This is a genomic window from Erythrobacter sp. S57(2025), assembly GCF_057365055.1.
Window position 1 is genome coordinate 1843719 of record NZ_CP200299.1, and the last position, 18159, is coordinate 1861877.

At 60.8% G+C, this 18159-nt stretch carries 13 protein-coding genes; 7 read left to right on the forward strand and 6 right to left on the reverse strand.

From position 1 onward, the window contains the following. Window positions 1-251: 251 nt before the first annotated feature. The 3 genes from AC0V6N_RS08950 to AC0V6N_RS08960 form a co-directional block, all read right to left on the reverse strand. Entirely contained in the window at window positions 252-2222 is a 1971-nt protein-coding gene (locus tag AC0V6N_RS08950; RefSeq protein WP_486171218.1) for a ParB/RepB/Spo0J family partition protein, read from the reverse strand. A 99-nt stretch (window positions 2223-2321) separates the two neighbouring features. Beyond that, complete coding sequence (locus AC0V6N_RS08955; protein WP_486171219.1) at window positions 2322-6557, reverse strand: strawberry notch-like NTP hydrolase domain-containing protein; 4236 nt, start codon at window positions 6555-6557, stop codon at window positions 2322-2324. Between the two features lie 79 nt (window positions 6558-6636). After that, window positions 6637-7551, reverse strand: coding sequence for a DUF7146 domain-containing protein (locus AC0V6N_RS08960; RefSeq protein ID WP_486171220.1), 915 nt, complete (start codon window positions 7549-7551; stop codon window positions 6637-6639). A gap of 154 nt (window positions 7552-7705) precedes the next feature. Here AC0V6N_RS08960 and AC0V6N_RS08965 point away from each other — a divergent pair, with 154 nt between their 5' ends. Then, complete coding sequence (locus AC0V6N_RS08965; protein ID WP_486172456.1) at window positions 7706-8263, forward strand: transglycosylase SLT domain-containing protein; 558 nt, start codon at window positions 7706-7708, stop codon at window positions 8261-8263. Between the two features lie 25 nt (window positions 8264-8288). Here AC0V6N_RS08965 and AC0V6N_RS08970 read toward each other — a convergent pair whose 3' ends face one another. Together AC0V6N_RS08970 and AC0V6N_RS08975 are read right to left on the reverse strand one after the other, a co-directional pair. Further along, on the reverse strand, window positions 8289-9506 hold the full coding sequence (locus tag AC0V6N_RS08970; RefSeq protein WP_486171221.1) for a tyrosine-type recombinase/integrase: 1218 nt from the start codon (window positions 9504-9506) through the stop codon (window positions 8289-8291). Window positions 9507-9900: 394 nt separating this feature from the next. Beyond that, a complete protein-coding gene (locus AC0V6N_RS08975; protein WP_486171222.1) occupies window positions 9901-10881 on the reverse strand; it encodes a GSU2403 family nucleotidyltransferase fold protein in 981 nt (326 codons plus the stop codon). A gap of 143 nt (window positions 10882-11024) precedes the next feature. On the opposite strand from AC0V6N_RS08975, the gene AC0V6N_RS08980 reads away from it, so the two are divergent. Continuing rightward, a complete protein-coding gene (locus tag AC0V6N_RS08980) occupies window positions 11025-11288 on the forward strand; it encodes a hypothetical protein (RefSeq protein ID WP_486171223.1) in 264 nt (87 codons plus the stop codon). 26 nt (window positions 11289-11314) lie between these two features. Here AC0V6N_RS08980 and AC0V6N_RS08985 read toward each other — a convergent pair whose 3' ends face one another. Further along, window positions 11315-11896: a hypothetical protein gene (locus AC0V6N_RS08985; RefSeq protein WP_486171224.1), complete on the reverse strand. Its 582-nt coding sequence runs from the start codon at window positions 11894-11896 to the stop codon at window positions 11315-11317. 349 nt (window positions 11897-12245) lie between these two features. Here AC0V6N_RS08985 and AC0V6N_RS08990 point away from each other — a divergent pair, with 349 nt between their 5' ends. The 5 genes from AC0V6N_RS08990 (at window position 12246) to mobF (ending at window position 18135) form a co-directional block, all read left to right on the forward strand. After that, entirely contained in the window at window positions 12246-12437 is a 192-nt protein-coding gene (locus tag AC0V6N_RS08990) for a helix-turn-helix transcriptional regulator (protein ID WP_486171225.1), read from the forward strand. A 42-nt stretch (window positions 12438-12479) separates the two neighbouring features. Next, the gene (locus tag AC0V6N_RS08995) at window positions 12480-12995 is read left to right on the forward strand and encodes a hypothetical protein (protein ID WP_486171226.1); all 516 of its coding nucleotides are present in this window, start codon (window positions 12480-12482) and stop codon (window positions 12993-12995) included. Window positions 12996-13277: 282 nt separating this feature from the next. Further along, window positions 13278-13571, forward strand: coding sequence for a hypothetical protein (locus tag AC0V6N_RS09000; protein WP_486171227.1), 294 nt, complete (start codon window positions 13278-13280; stop codon window positions 13569-13571). Then, window positions 13568-15388, forward strand: coding sequence for a type IV secretion system DNA-binding domain-containing protein (locus tag AC0V6N_RS09005; protein ID WP_486171228.1), 1821 nt, complete (start codon window positions 13568-13570; stop codon window positions 15386-15388). Before AC0V6N_RS09000 ends, AC0V6N_RS09005 begins: the two co-directional genes overlap by 4 nt. Then, entirely contained in the window at window positions 15388-18135 is a 2748-nt protein-coding gene (gene mobF, locus AC0V6N_RS09010; RefSeq protein WP_486171229.1) for a MobF family relaxase, read from the forward strand. The genes AC0V6N_RS09005 and mobF overlap by 1 nt, the downstream gene beginning before the upstream one ends. Window positions 18136-18159: the final 24 nt, after the last annotated feature.

Here is an 18159-nt window from a genome sequence, read left to right on the forward strand (position 1 = left end):
CTATGCAGCTTTGTCCGCTTCGCCCCCATCGGCAGCTTTTGGCTAAAGCAGGCGGTCCTTGTGGTTGAGGTAAGCGACCGGGCCTGGGTCGACAGCTGCCTCATCGGGGCTTCGCGAGGAAGGGCAGCTATCTCTGGTTCACTGCCCGAAACCTGACAGGCGGCAAGTGGCCCAAAACTGACATGAAGAAAGGCGGCCCGCCCCGAGAGGGACGGACCGCCCGCCGAGTGACCTGGACCTGTCAGGAGGGGTCAGGCAGCCTGCTCGGCAATTTCGTTCGCGGTCTCGTCCTCAGCCGGGTCCGCAGTTTCATCCTCGACCGGTTCCTCAGGTGAACCGAAGCGCATGATCTCCGGCACCCACGCTCCCGCTCGCGTCTTCACATCCACCTCTCCGATGAAATTGCCGGAGAAGATGCGTTCAGCTGCGCTCGCCAGTTCTGCTTTCTTCGAACCTGCATAGCGGCTGACGAGTTCAGCGCCGCCTGCTGCATCGAGCGCTTCGAGCGTGCGCGCCTTGGCCACACGATCGAAGAAGTTCGCCGCCGTTGGCCGCCACCAATGCGCGGTTTCGATCTCAAGCAGCGACCCGAGGATCTCGTGCAGCGGTGCCGAGCGATCGCCTACACAGGCAAGGCTCGCGACCAGGGTGCGGGATACGACGTGGCCGAGCCAGGCGGAACGTGCTTCATCGCTCAATGCGCGGAAGCGTTCGAACCGCTCGACATCGGTCTCACCGGCGCGCCAGCTCTCGTCGAGCGAAGCGGCGAATTCAGCAAGCGCAGCGCTTGCGGGGGCATCCTTGGCCTCGAAGCCGGCCACCGGTCCCGTTGCGACCGAGCCCACGAGCGTCGATGCCTTCTTCGCGCGCCAGTCATGACTATCGGCATCCGCGAGCGTGAAGACCATGAAGTCGAGCGCAAGCGCCGGATCGTTGGCGAGATGGATAGCCAAGATATCGCGACGTTGCATCGCGAGCTCGTCGAGCAGGCGCTGCGAAAGCGCTCCGCTCTTGCGCTTGGTATCAGCGCCGGCATCCACCGGTTCGACTGCTCCGTCATCAGCGTTGACGACTTCAACTTCGGTGTAGAATTGCGGCACCATTGCCGGTTCGCCATTGCGAGAGAGCACAAGAAACGCTCCAGCCTCAGCCTTAAGTTCGTCGGCAAGAACCGGCGGACGATCGTTGAGATCGCGCATCGCTCTGTCGATCGAGACCAGTTCTTCTTCCGCTTTGGCGATCTCACTTTCGTCGCTGTCCTCATCTTCGAGGATGGCCGCCGTCCGGTCATAGTGGGCTTCGAGATCGCTGAGCTCGCGAGCCTCCTCTTCGGTGAGCGGAGCCGGTTCGCATGGGAGCCGATTGAGGCCCTCGACGAGATCGTGGCTGACATAGTTCCCAAGCGTCGGTCGTACCCAAGCAAGTCCGTGCTCTTCAGCGACCCTTTTCGCAGCATCATCCATCGCTTTTTGGGCAAGGTCTTCGAGCAGCGCGACATCGATCCAGCTCTCGCTGGCTTCGTCGTCGAAGAGTTCGCGTTCTATGCGACCACCTGCCGCGAGGTACGCATCGCGCCCGACCAGAACCGCGCGCGGATCGGAGCCACGAACAGTGGCATCGAGCACCATGCGGCGGATCGTGTCTGGCGTGCCCTGGTACCAGGCATCTTGCAGTTCAGCATAGACATGCGCCTGACGCTCCATGTCTGAGATCGCCCCATAGGCCTTTGCCATGTCGAGCGTGATCGCGCCTTCAGCGAGAGCTTCGAAGACACAAGGTGCAAGACCCGCCAGGCGCAGGCGGCCCTCGACAAAGCGGACTGTGAGACCGAAGCGGCGTGCCACGTCTTCGGTGCTGGCTCCGGCCTCTATGATGGAGGCGAAAGCCTGCGCCTCGTCGGCAGGGTTCATCGCAAGCCGCTGGAAGTTCTCGGCGAGGCTCGCTTCGCGCACTTCGCTTTCCTCGCCTTCGATGACAAGGCAAGTGACTTCGTGGTTCTTGGGAAGTGTGCCTTCTTCCGCCAGAGCCTGGAGCTGAGCAAGACGGCGACCGCCGGCTTCGACTTCGAATTTGCCGCGCTTGGCTTTTCGCACGACGAGGTTCTGCAAGAGGCCTCGGGCGGCAATGTCCGCACGCAGCTGCAGGTCGGCAAGGACGTCGCTCGACTTGCGCACATTGCGCGGGCTTTGAACGAGCTTCTTCAAGGGAATAGACTGGATCATGGATTGTCTCCTGATGGATTGAAGAGCCACGCGGAAGTGCATGGCCCGACAAGCCACCGGCTCCCTCCCCTCTCTCACGCTTGGTCGTGGATTTGCCATTCAGGCCGCAATGGCCGGGAGAACAGAGGATGCCTTCGACACGGGAACGAAGAGACGCGTACGGTAGCGGATGATCTCGGTGAAACAGCCTTTGCGTTTGTACCACTCGAGCCGTTCAGGCGCATAACCGGTGAGTTCAAGGCGCTGCTCGCCGCCGACCAGAGAGCGCTTGATGGTCAGTGCGTCATGACTGGTAAACGGCTGGGGCGTTCCGCTTGCCAGGATCAGTTTTCCGAGCTTAGCCGGAGCCGGACCGGACACACCCTCCAAACCGAATGTCTCGGCGATCCTCGCAAGGTCGATATCAAGGACTTCGCGCCCGATAATCGAGCTGCCGTCCTCTGCGGCAAGCCGCGTGACGCGAACATGGTCGCCAGGCAGCCGCTTCCAGACCGGAAGCAGCAGCCCCGTCGCCAGATGCACTCGTTCGGATACTGGCGAGGCAGCCGCGGCGTCCTCTTCCTGTGTCCAGAGCCGGGAGAACTCGGTTGCGCCGACCTGTTCCCATAGGCTTTCTCCGAGCGCCTCAAGCGTCCAGTTGACCGATTGAAGCGGTCGGAGAAGGCGACGGCGTTCGATCACCGCGCCATCATCGGCAATGAGGCGCCGCGCCGGAATTGACAGCGCCACCTTGCCCGAGCGCGCATTGCGCAGTGGAATGGCCTGGGGCGACCCGATCTCGTGCATCCTCACGAGACGCTTGAAGCGCAGCGGACGCAATTGGCGTTCCACTTCGAGCGAAACGAGGCGGGTTTCGGCGCCCGAAACAGGATCGGTGCGGAGCACTTCATCAGACAGCACCGCGAAGCTGTCGACGCGGACAGTTTCCAGCCCCAGATCAAGCGTGCCAGCCTCGCGTGCGGCCTCGATTCGCGCTTCAACAAGTCCGAGATATTCCTCGAAGATGCCGTTCTGCAGGGCAATGGGAAGTGCGAGTATGCGGTTGAGCCAGCGTTGGATGGAGGGAAGGTTATCGCTCAGGCCGCCATCGGGGTTCTCGAGCTTGAGTCCCGTCCTCTCGACGAAGTCCCCGAAACCGACCGCCTCGAGTTTGCCATCGTAAAGCAGGTGGAACCAGCGCGAGAGCGCATCCTTGGCGTAGTCGCTTTCGAGATTGTCGGCAGGGTCGAACAGATTCTGACCGCCGGTCTGACGTTGGCCGCGTGTGAGAGCGCCCAATGCATCAAGCCTGCGCGCGATGGTCGAGATGAAGCGGCGCTCGCCCTTCACATCGGTTGTGACCGGGCGGAACAGCGGCGCGGAAGCCTGGTTGGTGCGGTTGGTACGGCCAAGACCCTGGATCGCATTGTCCGCGCGCCAGCCCGGTTCGAGGAGAAAATGGACGCGGCGCTGCTGGTTCTGCGCATCAAGGTCGGCGTGGTAAGAGCGGCCCGTACCCCCTGCGTCCGAGAAGACCAGAATACGCTTCGCTGCGTCCATGAAGCACTGTGCTTCAGCGACGTTGGCGCTTGCGCTTCGGCGTTCAAGCCGCTGCTGACCGTCGCGCCCCAAGACCAACCTGCGCGTGCGGCCCGTGACTTCCGCCACGGCCTCGGTCCCGAAGTGCTCAATGATAGCATCGAGTGCAGTCGCGATAGGGGGCAATGCGCAAAGCTGCTCGATCAGTGCGTCACGAGCGGCGATGGCACGCGAGCAGAGAACGGGATTGCCATGCTCGTCGCTCATCGCTTCGGAACGCAGATTGCCCTCCTCGTCGGTAAAGACCTGCATCAGGCGCACGGGGAAGCTCTTCGCGAGATAATCGATGACATATTCGCGCGGAGAGAGATCGATATCGAGCGCTTCGCGTTCCTCGTCCGAGAGGTCGGCCAGGCGCCGGTCGAGCATAGCCTCGGCGGTAGAGACCAGTTGCACGACCACCGAATTGTCCTCGCCAAGCGACGCTTCCATGGCGGGAATCAGGCTCGGCAGTTTCATCGAGAGCAGGAGCTGCGCAAAGAAGCGCTGCTTGGTGCCTTCGAATATCGAGAGCGCCGCAGCCTTGGCGTTGCGATTGAGCGTATCACCGCTGTCCTCGTCGACTACCCTTGTGGCTTCGAGTGCTTGGTCGAGATTGCGGTGGATGATCGCCCAGGCATCTGCGTAGGCATCGTAGATCCGCACCTGCGCTTCAGTGAGCTGATGTTCCAGAATCTCGTATTCGACCCCCGCAAAGGACAACGCGCGGGCAAGATACAGCCCCTGTGCCTTGAGATCGCGGGCGACGAGTTCCATCGCCGCGACGCCGCCAGCGCGGATTTCGGTCATGAATGCCTCATGCGTTGGAAACGCGGTTTCTGGCCCCCACAGTCCAAGGCGGGCTGTGTAGCCGAGATTGGCAATGTCCGAGGCGCCGGTGGCCGAGGCGTAGAGAACGCGGGCTCGCGGCAGATGGTTCTGAAGCCTGAGCCCTGCCATCCCTTGCTCGGAGCCTTTGACCTTGCCGCGGGTGGACGAAGAGCCGAGCGCGTTCGCCATGGCATGCGCTTCGTCGAAGGCGATCACCCCCTCGAAATCCTCTGCGGCCCAGGCGAGGATCTGAGCAAGCCTCGTGTCTTTGGCGCGTCCGGAACGAAGGGTCGGATAGGTTGCGAACAGGATACCCTCGGGCATCGTCACCGGATTTCCGAGCTTCCATCGGGAGAGCGGCTGGATATCGAGCGGGAGCCCCCCGAGCGCTTCCCAATCGCGGCGCGCATCTTCGAGCAGGGCCTCGTTCTTGGTGATCCAGATGTGACGGCGTTCGCCCGAGAGCCAGCGGTCCATCATGACGCCCGCGATCTGGCGGCCCTTACCTGCGCCCGTGCCGTCACCGAGAAAAAAGCCCTGGCGGTAGGAGTGACCGTCCTCCGCGAGTTCAACCGTCGTTCCTTGTTGGCTCGGTCGAAACTGCCCAGGAAGGTCGCGGGTGAATGCCTCACAAGCGTAGATCAGTGTCTCGCATTGGGCGGCCGAGAGCAGTTTGCCCTCCTGCCAATTCGCGGGAAGCAAGGGGCGCGCTCTGGGCGCCGGTGCCGCGACCGAGCCCATCGCAACCGATTCTACGAGCGGCGTCGGGTGGACCGGTGCATCCTGCATGATGACGCGGCTTGGCCGGTAAGGCAGGTAGATACCCGCCTGTTCGGGAACGGGTGCAGGCTCGTCCAGGGCTTGATAGTCGATCGCGACTGCCGCGCTTTCTTGGGCGACTCCAGTCACGAAAGGAGCGACCGGCTTGCGCGAGGCGGCACCGCTAACCGAGGTCGCAATCGAGCGTACCGGAAGGCGATCGATGTTCGTCTGCAACGGCGCGCGATCGGGCAAATCCGCCAGGCAGGAATGGAGTTCGGTGAGATCGGCGAACTCCCCCGTGATCGTTGAGGCGTCCTGAAGAGCCGTCTTCTCGATCACGAGCATTCTGACCGCGATCCCGGTTCCGCTTCGCGAGAATGTGCCCGACAACCGGATATTGAGCAGCAGCGAAGCGTTTTCCTGATCTTCGACAAAAGCCGTGGCATCAAAGCCGTCCGGGAGAATTGCCACGAGGCGACCTCCCACAGCGCAAATCCGCAGTGCACTGCGCAAGTGGCGCATTGCGGTACGGCCATCGACGCCCCGCTCGCGGCTTCGGGCGAAGGGAGGGTTCATCAAGATGACGCTGGGGCTTGGGCCATGGGCGAGTTCGGCGATCAACTCGCCATCATATGCTGAAAGCCGAGCACGAGAGAAGATACGCGCTAGCACATCGCGCCGCCCGGAATCGATCTCGTTGAGGCTCAGCGAGCACCCTCGGACGTCGCCCCAGAGCGCAAGGGCGCCATTGCCGGCTGACGGTTCAAGAACGTGATCGCGCGAGCCAAGGCATGCGGCTTTGGCCATGAGCCAGGCAAGGATCGGCGGCGTCGAGAACTGCTGAAGTTCGACCTGGGCCTCGCTGCGCACGTGGCGAGGCGGCAAGGCTGAATCGAGCCAATCAAACTGTGCTGCGGCCTCGTGGAAGCCTGTATCGAGGTCGATCCGCGAGAATTCGCGAAGCCAGAGCAAGGCTCCAATCTCGACCGCGTTGTTGTAGTCGTCGATGGTCCACGCACTGCCCCAGTCCTGCACTCCCGTTTGAGCGGCGAAGAACTCGGCAATGTCAGGTCGGGTGAGATGGCATCCATTCGCGAGCCGCCGGGCAATTTGCTCACCGATTGCGTAAGCGAGCGGAACCGTGCGGGATATTTCTCGCTCGGGGAAAAAATCTGACTGGAACATGGCTTTATCGTCCTCCTGATTGAGGCATCGGGAAATGCGCCCTCTGCCGGGTCAGGAATTCGAAAAGCTCTCTCTCCTCTTATCGAGACGCCTTTCGGCGCAGCCATGACTGGAGCTCGTCGTTCCAGTCGGTCCCGCGCGATTTGGGCCGTCTGACTTGGATGTGCCGCTCCTCACGCAGATAGGCAGCGCGACCTCGCTTGGCTGCGAGCTCGCCACCGGCGTCGTGATCGACGAAGAGATGCAGCTCGCTCACGCTCTCGGGGATGGCAACCAAGCCGAAGCGTTCATTGCCCAGCGTTGCCCATGTTGGGATCCCGGTAAGCGCATAGGCCGACATCGCGCTTTCAATGCCTTCGGCGAGACCAAGCCTTCCCTCGGCAGGTGCGAGCAGACGGACTGCCGCCTCACCGAGCGACCCCAGCGCACGTTTCGGCTTGGCAAACGATGCCTGCGTATTGCCGGAATGCGACAGGAAAGTCCGGTGAACGGCAATCGGCCCCCCGTCGAGGCTGACCGAAGCGATCATCGCCGGCAGAAAGCGCGCGCGACCTTTCGGTCCAAGCGGTGTGCGCGGATGAAACCTCAGCGCATGGGACGTTGCGAGGATGCCGCGCTCTTCGAGATATGCCTTGGCAGGACTTCGCTGCAGCGGTCGGGCATCGCGCCAGATGCGGAGTGCTGCAGCTGATGGCTTGCTGGAATAGCTCGGCTGGAACGGAAATTCGTCAGAAGAGCCTGAGAATAGAGCTGAGGTCTCGATCCCTTCACGGGCGAGGGCAGCGAGCACGCTCGCCTGATCACACCCTGCGAAACAATGTAGGAGGATCGCCTTTCGGCCAAGCGTGACACCGAGCGAAGGCGTGCGGTCATCGTGCGCTGGACAACGGCCCATGCCCTTAGTGCCAGACCACTTCCCGCCGCGGCTTTCGCAGATCTTTCGTGCTGTTTCCTCAAACGACGCGCGAGACTGATTGGAATTCGAAAAGGACATGCGAGCTCCTTAGTTGCTCAATTGCCCCTTCTGTCGCTTCCCTCTCCTCTTGTTGGTGCAACCAATCATTTGGTTTCCTACACCCATAGGTTCATAATATGTTCTCACGCCAGAATTATCAAGATTGAGAGATTGCGCAGTGAAAAGTTCGAAAATAGCGATCGGGATAGGTACGCTAGGACTGGCAGTCCCAAGCTGCGCAATCGCGCAAGAATTCCAGATTTTCGATCACGATATGGGGTCGGTTGAAAGTGCGTCAGATCGACGAGCGGACGTTCAACACGATCCTAGAAGTCAGAAATCGCAGATTAAACGAAGCTTCAAGGAGGCGCTCTACGAGCCTCTGATCCGTCAAGCGGAAGCTCGTCACCGCTTACCGCCAAGACTCCTACAAGCGTTAGTCTGGCAAGAATCACGGTTCAATCCGATGGCAATCAGCCCAGCAGGGGCAGCTGGACTAGCCCAGCTCATGCCAGCAACAGCACGGGAGCTCGGGGTTACCAATCGGCATGACCCCGCTCAAAACATCGATGGCGGCGCAAGATATTTGCGGCAGATGCTCGATCAGTTCGGTGCGATCCATCTCGCATTGGCAGCCTACAATGCTGGCCCAGGTGCCGTATCGCGAGCAGGAGGCATTCCGAAAAATCGAGAAACCCCAGGATATGTGAGAAACGTTATCCGGCGATGGATGGCATACGCCAAACAATGAGCGCGATCTTGAAGAAGCTCAAGAGTTAGCTCGCTTTCAGCAATACCAAGTCACCGCCCAACTTGAGGCTATCAAGATAGTCACTCCACCACTGCGACATCTTTACGCGCTCAGACCAGTGCTTACCTCGATGATAAACACCACGGATCGCATTACTGTCTCCATGCGCGAGCGCGCGCTCAATCGCGTCTGAGCTCCATTTTCCGCTTTCATTGAGCAGGGTAGATGCGGTCGCCCTCAACCCATGCGCGGTGACCTCCTCCTTGCTAAACCCCATCCTTCTAAAGGCTGCGTTCAAAGCGTTTTCACTCATGGGACGTAGACCGGATCGGGCTGATGGAAACACATAACCTGATTTACCCATCATGGTGCCGAGCTCTTCGAAAAGGCTGATGACCTGCTTTGAGAGCGGAACCGCGTGCGCGCGCCGTGCTTTCATCTTGCCTGCTGGGATCCGCCAGACGCCTTCATCAAGGTCAAACTCCGCCCAATCAGCATGCCTCAGTTCACCAGGACGCACAAAAACATGCGGGGCAATCTTCAACGCAAACTTTGTGAGAGCGTAACCTTCAAAGTCGTCGATAGCTCTCAACAGCCCGCCTAGCTTCTCTGGATCAAGAATGGCGGCGTAATGCGTCGGCTTTGGCGTGATGAGCGCTCCCTTCAACAGCGAAGTTGGATCAGATTTGCACCGAGTTGTCGCCACCCCATACCGAAATACCCGTCCTGCAAATGATCGACATTTTTTTGCCGTCTCGTGCTTCCCAGTAGCTTCAAGACGCTTCAAAGGCGCGAGCACTTCGAAAGGTTCGATCTCGTGGATCGGCCGATTTCCGATCGCTGGTGTCAGCTTATCAAGAAAGTAGTTCGCCTTGACGATAGTCGCTTCAGCGCGGCCATTCTGAACCATGATCTGCTCTATGTACTCGCGGGCGACCGCCTCGAAAGTACTCGCCGAAAGAAACTCATCCCTAATCTTCTGTTTGCGCTTCTCCACCGCTGGGTCGCCGCCAGAAGCTATGGTCTGCCTCGCTTCCATTGCTGCTTCTCGCGCATCCTTGAGGCTAACCACAGGGTAGCCGCCGAGCGACACCTTCTTTTGCGCTTTTCCAATTCGATATCGAAACCGCCAATGTTTGCCACCAGCGGGTGTGACCTCGACATATAGGCCACGCTCGTCAGCGACCTTGTAAGGCTTTGCCTTCGGTTTGAGGGCTCGGAGTCTGGTATCCGTCAGAGGCATGTGTGGGCCTTTTCATTTGGGCCTTTTGCAAAAGGCCCACAAAAGGCCCGCAAAAATGTCTGGATCGGCCGAGAACAGGTGGGACGATCCGGAACGATCCAAGGGCCAAACCCCTTGGATTTCTGCGGTTTTTATAGATTATCTGAGAGAACAAGGGAAGAACAAATGGTGCCCAGAAGAGGACTCGAACCGCTCTCAGAATGTCGCAAAACTGCGAGAATCTTGACCTTGGTCACTTAAGTGAGGCCCCCGTCGGTGCCCCCAGAATGTATTTTTGCCAGAGGATTTGGGTCCCATCCTCGAAAAAGTCTAATGATTTCAATGCCTGCCTTTTACAGCAAATTGATGGGAAAGACCAGCCATTTTGCCCCAACCGAGTAACTGAATTCAGGAGCTATCCGCGCGCCTTCGCCCACTCCTCCCAATAGGGCACTAGCTCAACAGGCAGGCTCTCCACAAACTCGTGGCCCAATGAATAATGGGGCATCGCCTCGGCAACTGCGTCGAGCAGCGCCGCTCCCTGCACCGTGTCCTTGCGCCGCTTGAGCGGGTTCCGCTTTGCCTGAGCACCCAACCAGAGTTTGTGGAGCGCGAACCAGCGGGGGTCAGGTGCGACGATACGTGCCGGGCTGCCATCACGGCACGGGACGACCTGGTCTATCCGCCGACCGGGCAAGAGCCATTCCTGTTCGGGTAGCGGAACTGGTCTTGGCCGATCCTTCCCGGCAAGCGTCGCAACGCGCGATGGCGCGACTAGCAGTTCGACCTCATAGGCCTTCGCGTTGCGCGCTTGGAATTCCCGCTCGGTATTGATCGTGAACGTCGGATCGACCGCCTTGAGCATGTCCCATAGCTGAGTCCCATCTTCCGGCTCGTCCGCCGCCCACGCAAGATCGAAGTCTTCGGTTTCATCGGGCACATCGCGAAACGTGCCTGCCGCTTCGATGGCATAGGCTGCCATTGCGTTGGTGCCGACAACAAGCAGGTGACTACCGAGAAGCGACCGTCTGTCTGCCTCACGGAGAATGGGTCCGGCGTCCGCTGACAGCATCGGCAAGCGCAGTGCGCGAGCAATCCGGCTGGTCTCATTGAGAGCATCCCGTGCGCCGTCGCGGCGCTCTTTCAAGGCAGCCTTTGCAGCCTTGTAATCCTCGAACTGGACTTCCTTTTCGTCGTCCCACGGCCCGAGACTCTTGCCGTTTCCGATGCGATCGAAGATCTCGTAGAGGTACTCGTATTCGCCGATCTTCTTGCGCTTCAGGTCGTACGGCATTGCGAAGAGTTCGCGCTCGGCTTCGATCCACACATCGTAGCGCTGGCGCATGTTGATGAGCGCTCGTTCCTGCTCTGCGGAGAAGGGTTGGATGATGGCCATACGCGGGTTTTATCCCGCAAATCTCCAATTTTCAATAAACGCGGGATAAATGCCCTTTGGCACCATACTTCATGGACCATCCTTGCCTTCACGGTCCAACCGGATGCATCTTCCTTTATGGTATTAATTGGGTGAGAGTTGCGATGAGCAAACTAGCCGCACAAGTGCTGGCAACAGTGAACGGTCCCTATCGGACTAAGCGATCCGCTCAGCAGCTCGCAGCGCTTATCGCAGACCCTTCGAGCGCGCAGACACACAATGCCGCTGCTTTCGCTTTCTTCTCGGAGATTGCACCGGCAGTCCAATTGGCCTTCATCGCCGAAATGGATGTCGATGAGGCCAAGGTGAAGGCAGTCGCACGTCAATTTGCGGACATGGCCGGGTACCCATTGCCTCTGGCCCGCTGAAAGCCAGGGGCAACTCAACTCGGGATTCATCCAGCCCCGATATCAGCCCATTCAAGAACCAGCTTGTCACCCTTCACACGGGGCAAGGCCTTGCGCGGAATGAGCTTCCCGCGAACCTCGAAGTCGGAAGTTATCTTGACCAGAAACACCATGCTGAAGTTCCGTTTGAGGTTCAGCGTGACCCGGTCATTGCTTTTGAATGGCGTGATTGTCTTGACCTCGACCAGGTCATTTCCGAGCCGTCCGTCCGAACCTTGAGCGTAGTTCCGGTGCAGCTTTATTCCGTGCGTGATCGCCCCGTAGAGTTCTCCGATATCGCCATACACCTGAAGGTGCTTGCCTGTGTGAAGGTGATAATCTTCAGCCGTGGCGATCAGGTTCTCGAATATCGAGACCAGCGACAGATCGACATTGGGATATTTTGCCCGCCATTCCTTGTACTGGATTTGCTCGTTGATCTCGTCCCAGCTGATCCATTCGCCATCATCCCAGATGGCATTGTCCGGCCCAAGTTGCTGCATCCGCAATTCCGCTAACGTGTAAAGATTTTCGCGTTTTCTTTGCATGTCCGCAGCAACGTGCAAAGCGAAAGCGCGTTTGCTTGTCATGTCGGCTCAAGCTGCGATTCGCGCGGAAACCGGTCTTCCGCTGCACCAGAACCGTGGATTCGGACGTGCATTGCGCCGGAAAGGGCGCTGGCGAGAAAAATTCTTTCAGTCCCGGGCTGTCCATAGCGATCCAACATCGTCCACCAGCCAGTGCGCAACGATGCTTGGTCTCTTTTTGTTCTTTCCTACAGCATTGCGATTCGCATAGCTTGGACAGCGTCACCTAAGCCAAGGGTGGCGCTGAGTTGAACATCTGATCGCACGGTCCGCAACGGCAATGTGAGAACCAACCCATCGTCGCAGGGGAGTGCGGCAACGGTGACAGAACCCTGAAGCAAAGGAGTCTGTCGTGCCGAATATCGAACTACTCACCTGCCATGAGGTCATGCGCCTCACTGGCATTCGCAGCCGGACAACGATCTGGCGACGCATCCGCCGGGGTGCCTTTCCACACCCGATAGACATTGGCGGCGGACGTATCCGCTGGCGTTCCACTGACATCGAGGAGTGGATCGAGGCCCTCCCCCTGCGCAGCTATTGACCCCTCCAAGGCGGGCGATGGCCCGCAGAAAGCATCTCCCCCATGTCTGTCCTTTCCCTGATCAACGTCGCCCTGCAGAAGCATGGCTGGCTGATAGCTCGCCTTCCTAGCGACGAAGAAGAGCGAGCTGCCAAACTTGTTGAGTTGCTAGTTGAAGACACTGCCGACGGGCGCGCCCGTCGCCACACGTTGCAGCCCTGGCTCTGGTACGAACGCCCGGTCCGCGAGCGGTTTGAAGGGCAAGATTGTTGCCTCACTGTCGAGGGCCCGATCTACCGGAGCCGGGGCGGAACCGGGTATCCGCTCGGAAGCCAACTTCGCACCGAATTCGGGTGGCTTGACCTCACACCAGAAGAGACCAACCTGCTCGCAGATGACGTTCGAACAGCGATCGACGTAGCACTGCTTCGTTGGTTCACGCGTCCCGATATGGCGGATCGCCAATTGCCTTCGCGCCAGTCTCGCGAACGCTACTTTGACGACGATGTCGCCCGCAATCTGATCCTGTCTGCGACGCCTCTAACGGCAAGCATGGAGCAAGACGCTCATGCCAATTGACCGGAGAAAGACTGGAGAAAGAAAGGGCCACGATACTGCGTATCGGACCCGGAATTTTCATACACACCCCACGCACGTGTGCATCAAGGATTTCTGCGGGTTTGAAGGGATGCGGATAGCATCGCGTACAGGCCCATTGCCTCTAACCCGCGCAATTCCGCCATTTGTCGCGATGGCGGATAGCATCGCCACCGGAGCGTATCGATGAGCGCGCGGGCGCAGACGGTGCGCCTCAGTCCGTCGCAATATCGGGTGCTTGCTGACTTCGCCAAGCGGAGAGGCTTGAGCGAATATGCCATGCTGGCACGGATCGTGGAGGCAGGCTTTCTCGCCATGCTCCACGGCACCGACAAGGAGATCGATCTTGCAGAACTGGCGCGCGAGATCGGGTCGATATCGGAGCGCCTCGCCGAGGCTGAACGGGTGCTCGACCGTACCCTGTTCACAGCCTGTGCGTCCTACGCTTACGCCCGCCACGCGGCGCTGGGAACCAAGAAATCCGACGAAACAATTGCAGCCGAAGCGCGCGCTGCGTTCGAGCGCCAGCGCTCACTTGCCCTAGAGATCGAGCCATGAATTCGAACATCGATTTTGTCACCCGCGCCCATGCCCTCTGGCGCGTGCGCATGGCGCAATGGCAACAGCGTTTTCGCTTCTTTTCGGCGGTCACTCTGGGTGCAGCAGGAGCCGGAGCAATCATTGCCCCTCAGTTCCTGCTGCTGCCCGCCGAGATCATGGTCGCTGTGCAGTATCTCTGGGCTAATGCTCTCTCTTCGTTGGGCTCGCTTGCCGGTAAGGACATCATGATGAATGTCCGGCTCGAAGACCTGAGCCGGACAGTCTCTTCATCGTGGTTTGCATCTGATCCTTTCATCACTTCCAATTTCTGGAAGGTGTTCAGGGTAACAATTGGCGGCGCCACCACAGGCTTTGCCATAGGCCTGTTCACGGTCTGGCTGCTCCAGCGGACCATGTCGGCACAGGGCAAGGATACGCTCGCCGACCGGGTCATTGGCGGAACCCGTGTGGCGGATGAAGAGGACGTCGCCGCACAAACCACTTTGTTCTGTGGCAGCGACGCATTGCGCATTGGGGCGGTCCCCGTTCCGCGCCGGATCGAGACCCGTCACTTCGCCTTTCTCGGCACCACCGGCAGCGGCAAGACCACTGCCCTTCGCCAGATGCTCGACGGCATTGAGAAGCGGGGCGAAGCCGCGCTGGTTTACGACACATCGGGCGAGTTCATCGCGCACTATTACAACCCCGCGCGCGGGGACATCATCCTCAATCCCTTCGATGCGCGCTGCGCCTTCTGGACGCCCTTCGACGAGATTTCGCACCCCGCCGATGCCGACCGGATAGCGCGCCAGCTGGTCTCGGAAACAAGCAGCCAAGATGACGATGTCTGGCTCGAAACCAGCCGTATTCTTGTCGCCAACATGATCCGCTCGCTCTGGTCGGAAAAGAACTGCAGCCTCGAAGCCCTGCTCGAAGCATTGCAGGTCAAGGACAAGGAGCAACTGAAGGAGTGGCTGGGGCATACATCGTCGGCCCGCACCTTTGCCAACGACGCCGACCGCGCCACCGGCAGCGTGCTCTTCATGCTCGCCAAGGCGGCGAACCTGATCCAGTTCCTGAAGGTCGAACATGAGGACGAAGAGCGCTTCGCCTTCCGCGACTTCATTGCGAAGCTGGATGAGTGCGAAGGTGCAAAGCCCTGGATCTTCGTTCCCCGCAAGGAAGACTACTTCGAGGCATCCAAGCCGCTGATGGCGTGCTGGCTCGAATGCGCGGCGAGTGCGGTGCTGGGTCTGTCGCCCTCGCCAAACCGCCGCATCTGGTTCGTGCTCGATGAGCTGGCGGATTTGCCCCGCGTCGAGAACCTTGCCCGCCTTCTGCCCGAAGGGCGCAAGTTTGGCGCGGCGATCGTGCTGACCTTTCAGGCGCTCGGTCAGATGCGCAATCGCTATGGCGCGAACATCGCCGAGGCCATGCTTGCCTGCTGCAACACCAAGCTGTTCCTGCAAACCGTCGATCAGGAAACGCGCAAGTGGGCGAGCGAGACCATCGGCCAGTGCGAAGTGGAATTGCGCGTTGCCACCGACACACTGTCGATTGGAAGCGAAGTGCCGCGCACCACCATCGCCACTCAGCGCCAGTTCCGTCCCGCCGTCCTTGAAAGTGAACTACGGCTCAGCCCGCATCAGGGCTATCTGTTGCTTCCCGATGGCCTGCCGGTCGCGCGCATCGGCCTTACCGCCGATCACATTACCCGGCGTGGCGACCCTCGTCAGCCCGGCTACGTGACAGGCGATCCGGCGGGCACGCTGTGGAGCCGGGTCAGCGAGATCGCGAAAGGTGCCGAGCCCGAAGCAAAGCCGGGACCGGTCTGATGGTCGCCTCGGTCTCGGCCCTGTCGAGTGCCGGTCAGGCCGCGAGCTATTACGAAGCCGACGATTACTATGCCGAAGGCGGCATGGCTCCGTCCGAATGGTTTGGCGAGGCAGCCGAAAAGCTGGGCCTGTCGGGCGAAGTTGATCGCGAGAAGTTTGCTGAACTGCTCGAAGGCAGGATTGCCGGACAGCAGCTCGGCATCACCCGCGATGGCAAGGTCGAGCACCGGCCAGGATGGGACATCACCCTGTCCGCGCCCAAGTCGGTCTCGATCATGGCCGAGGTTGCCGGAGACAAGCGGCTCATCAAGGCGCATGGCGCGGCGGTGAAAGTGGCGCTCGCCCATGTCGAAAGGCACATGGCGGCAACCCGGATCAGGCAAGGCGGCGAGGTCCAGCGCGAGGCGACCGGCAATCTCGCCATCGCCACCTTCCGCCATGCTACGAGCAGGGCGCAGGACCCGCAGCTGCATACCCACGGCGTTATCCTCAACGCGACGCAGGACAGGGATGGCAACTGGCGCAGCCTCGAGCCGCGCGCCTTCTATCAGCTGCAAAAGGAGATCGGCGCGATCTACCGGCAGGAACTGGCGCACGGCGTTACCGCGCTGGGGTATCGGATAAAGTCTGGCAAGGACTCGCTGTTCGAGATTTCAGGTGTTCCGGAAAAAGCTATCGACGCACTGAGCCAGCGCACCGCAGCAATCGATGCCCGGCTTGCCGAGCGCGGCACGACCCGCGAGCACGCGAGCGCCGCCGAGAAGCAGGTCGCCGCGCTCGATACGCGGGAAGCCAAGACAAGTGCGGATCATCGCACCTTGCGGGCCGACTGGCGTACGACTGCCGATGCCAACGGGTTCGACAAGGCATTGCGAGACAGGCTGATCGGTGAAGCGAGAGAGCGAGCCAAAACCAGCGAAGCTACCGCCAGCACCGAATTGCTGGCCCGGCAGGCGGTGGCCTGGGCCGCTGCAAAGCTCTCCGAGCGAGAGGCCGTTTTCGCGGCAAGTACGCTCGCCCGCGAGGCCGGGGACTTTGCCTTCGGCAAGGCCGGGCACGGCGCAATCAATGCAGCTATAGCCGAGGCCGGAAAGCGCGGCGAGCTTGTCCCGCGCACTTTTCTCGACCGGCGGGCCGCGGGATTTGCCGGGTTCACGACGCCGCAGGCGATCGAGACAGAGCGGACGATGCTGCGGCTAGAGCAAGCCGGGCGCGGTATGGCGCAATCGCTCGCCAGTCCGGTGGCGGCCGCGCGGACCATCGAACGCGCAGCGCGGCAGTCGGCGCGTTCCGGCTATGCCTGGACCGATGACCAGAAGCGAGCGACCGCAGACCTGCTCACGTCGCGCGACCGCATCACCGCCGTCCAGGGCTATGCCGGGACCGCCAAGACCACGACCGTGCTCGCCACCTACGCACGCGAAGGACGGCGTCACGGACTTGCGGTTACCGCGCTTGCGCCGACCGCAACGGCAGCAACCGTTCTCGGCGAAGCGCTCTGTCTGCACGGAGACACCGTGGCACGGCATTTGCTGGCACCGGAGGCGAAAGTACCCGGCAAGGATGCCGTCTGGATTGTCGATGAGGCCTCGATGCTATCGGCGCACGACATGGCGAAACTCATGACCCGCGCCGACAGGGCCGGAGCCCGGCTTGTCCTGGTCGGTGATGTCAAACAGCTGGGATCGGTCGGCGCTGGCGCAGCCTTCGTCCAGTTGCAGCAAGCAGGCATGGCGACCTCCAAGCTTGCCGAGGTCGTCCGGCAGACCGATGCAGGGACCCGCGAAGCCGTCATGGCTTCAATCCAGGGCCATGCAGGCAAGGCTCTGGCCGCGCTGGAACGTGGCGGCGGCAAGGTGATCGAAGGCGCAACACCGGACGAGCGCCTTGAAGCGATGGCCCGGCACTATCTGGCCTTGTCACCATCAGAGCGTGCCCGAACGCTGGTAATCGAGCCATCGCGCCAAGGCCGGGACACGCTCACCGGTATCATCCGCGCGAAGCTTACCGGGCGCGGCGAGCTTTCAGTGGAGGCGGTGCGGTTCGACGCGCTTGAAGCGAAAGGTCTGACCCGTGCGGAAGCACGCGAGGCGGCAAGCTATGCCATTGGCGATGTCGTCCGGTTCAGCCGCGACTACGTTGCCAAGGGCGTGCGGCGTGGCGAAAGCCTTTCGGTTGCCGCAATCGATCCCGAGCGCGGGCGCATTGCCCTCGAAGGCCGCGATGGCCGGTCGCTGGACTGGCATCCACGGAAGTGGGGCACTGGTAAAGCCGAGGTGTTCGAGCCGAAACCGATGGAACTGCGCACCGGCGACCGCGTACAGTTTATCCGCAACGACCGCGAGGCGGGGCGGGTCAATGGCCTTGGCGGGACCGTCACCCGCATCGATTCCGACCGTGAGCGGGCGACAGTAAAGCTCGCCAATGGGCGCGAGCAGAAGCTCGATCTGTCCGATCCTCGCGACGCCCATTTGCGTCACGCCTGGGTCCAGACCGCACACGCCGCGCAGGGCCAGACCGCCGAGCGGGTCCTGATACACGCCGACAGCCGTTCCGCCAATCTGGTCGACCAGAAAATGCTCTATGTCGCGCTGTCGCGCGCCAAGGCCCAGGCGGTGGTCGTAACCGACGACAAGGACAGGCTCGTCCGCGCGATCTACGAGCGCGCAGGCGAGAAGCAGACGGCCATGACCGCGAGCACGCCAGACGCCGGAAAATCGAAGGCGATGGGTGCCGGGCTGGGATAGGCCATCGGCGCACCTGTGCCATCA

What these genes read in the sequence shown, in the direction of transcription:
- AC0V6N_RS08950 (WP_486171218.1), bottom strand. Translation starts at nt 2,222, where the DNA reads ATGATCCAGTCTATTCCCTTGAAGAAGCTCGTTCAAAGCCCGCGCAAT.
- AC0V6N_RS08955 (WP_486171219.1), bottom strand. Translation starts at nt 6,557, where the DNA reads ATGTTCCAGTCAGATTTTTTCCCCGAGCGAGAAATATCCCGCACGGTT.
- AC0V6N_RS08960 (WP_486171220.1), bottom strand. Translation starts at nt 7,551, where the DNA reads ATGTCCTTTTCGAATTCCAATCAGTCTCGCGCGTCGTTTGAGGAAACA.
- AC0V6N_RS08970 (WP_486171221.1), bottom strand. Translation starts at nt 9,506, where the DNA reads ATGCCTCTGACGGATACCAGACTCCGAGCCCTCAAACCGAAGGCAAAG.
- AC0V6N_RS08975 (WP_486171222.1), bottom strand. Translation starts at nt 10,881, where the DNA reads ATGGCCATCATCCAACCCTTCTCCGCAGAGCAGGAACGAGCGCTCATC.
- AC0V6N_RS08980 (WP_486171223.1), top strand. Translation starts at nt 11,025, where the DNA reads ATGAGCAAACTAGCCGCACAAGTGCTGGCAACAGTGAACGGTCCCTAT.
- AC0V6N_RS08985 (WP_486171224.1), bottom strand. Translation starts at nt 11,896, where the DNA reads ATGACAAGCAAACGCGCTTTCGCTTTGCACGTTGCTGCGGACATGCAA.
- AC0V6N_RS08995 (WP_486171226.1), top strand. Translation starts at nt 12,480, where the DNA reads ATGTCTGTCCTTTCCCTGATCAACGTCGCCCTGCAGAAGCATGGCTGG.
- AC0V6N_RS09005 (WP_486171228.1), top strand. Translation starts at nt 13,568, where the DNA reads ATGAATTCGAACATCGATTTTGTCACCCGCGCCCATGCCCTCTGGCGC.
- mobF (WP_486171229.1), top strand. Translation starts at nt 15,388, where the DNA reads ATGGTCGCCTCGGTCTCGGCCCTGTCGAGTGCCGGTCAGGCCGCGAGC.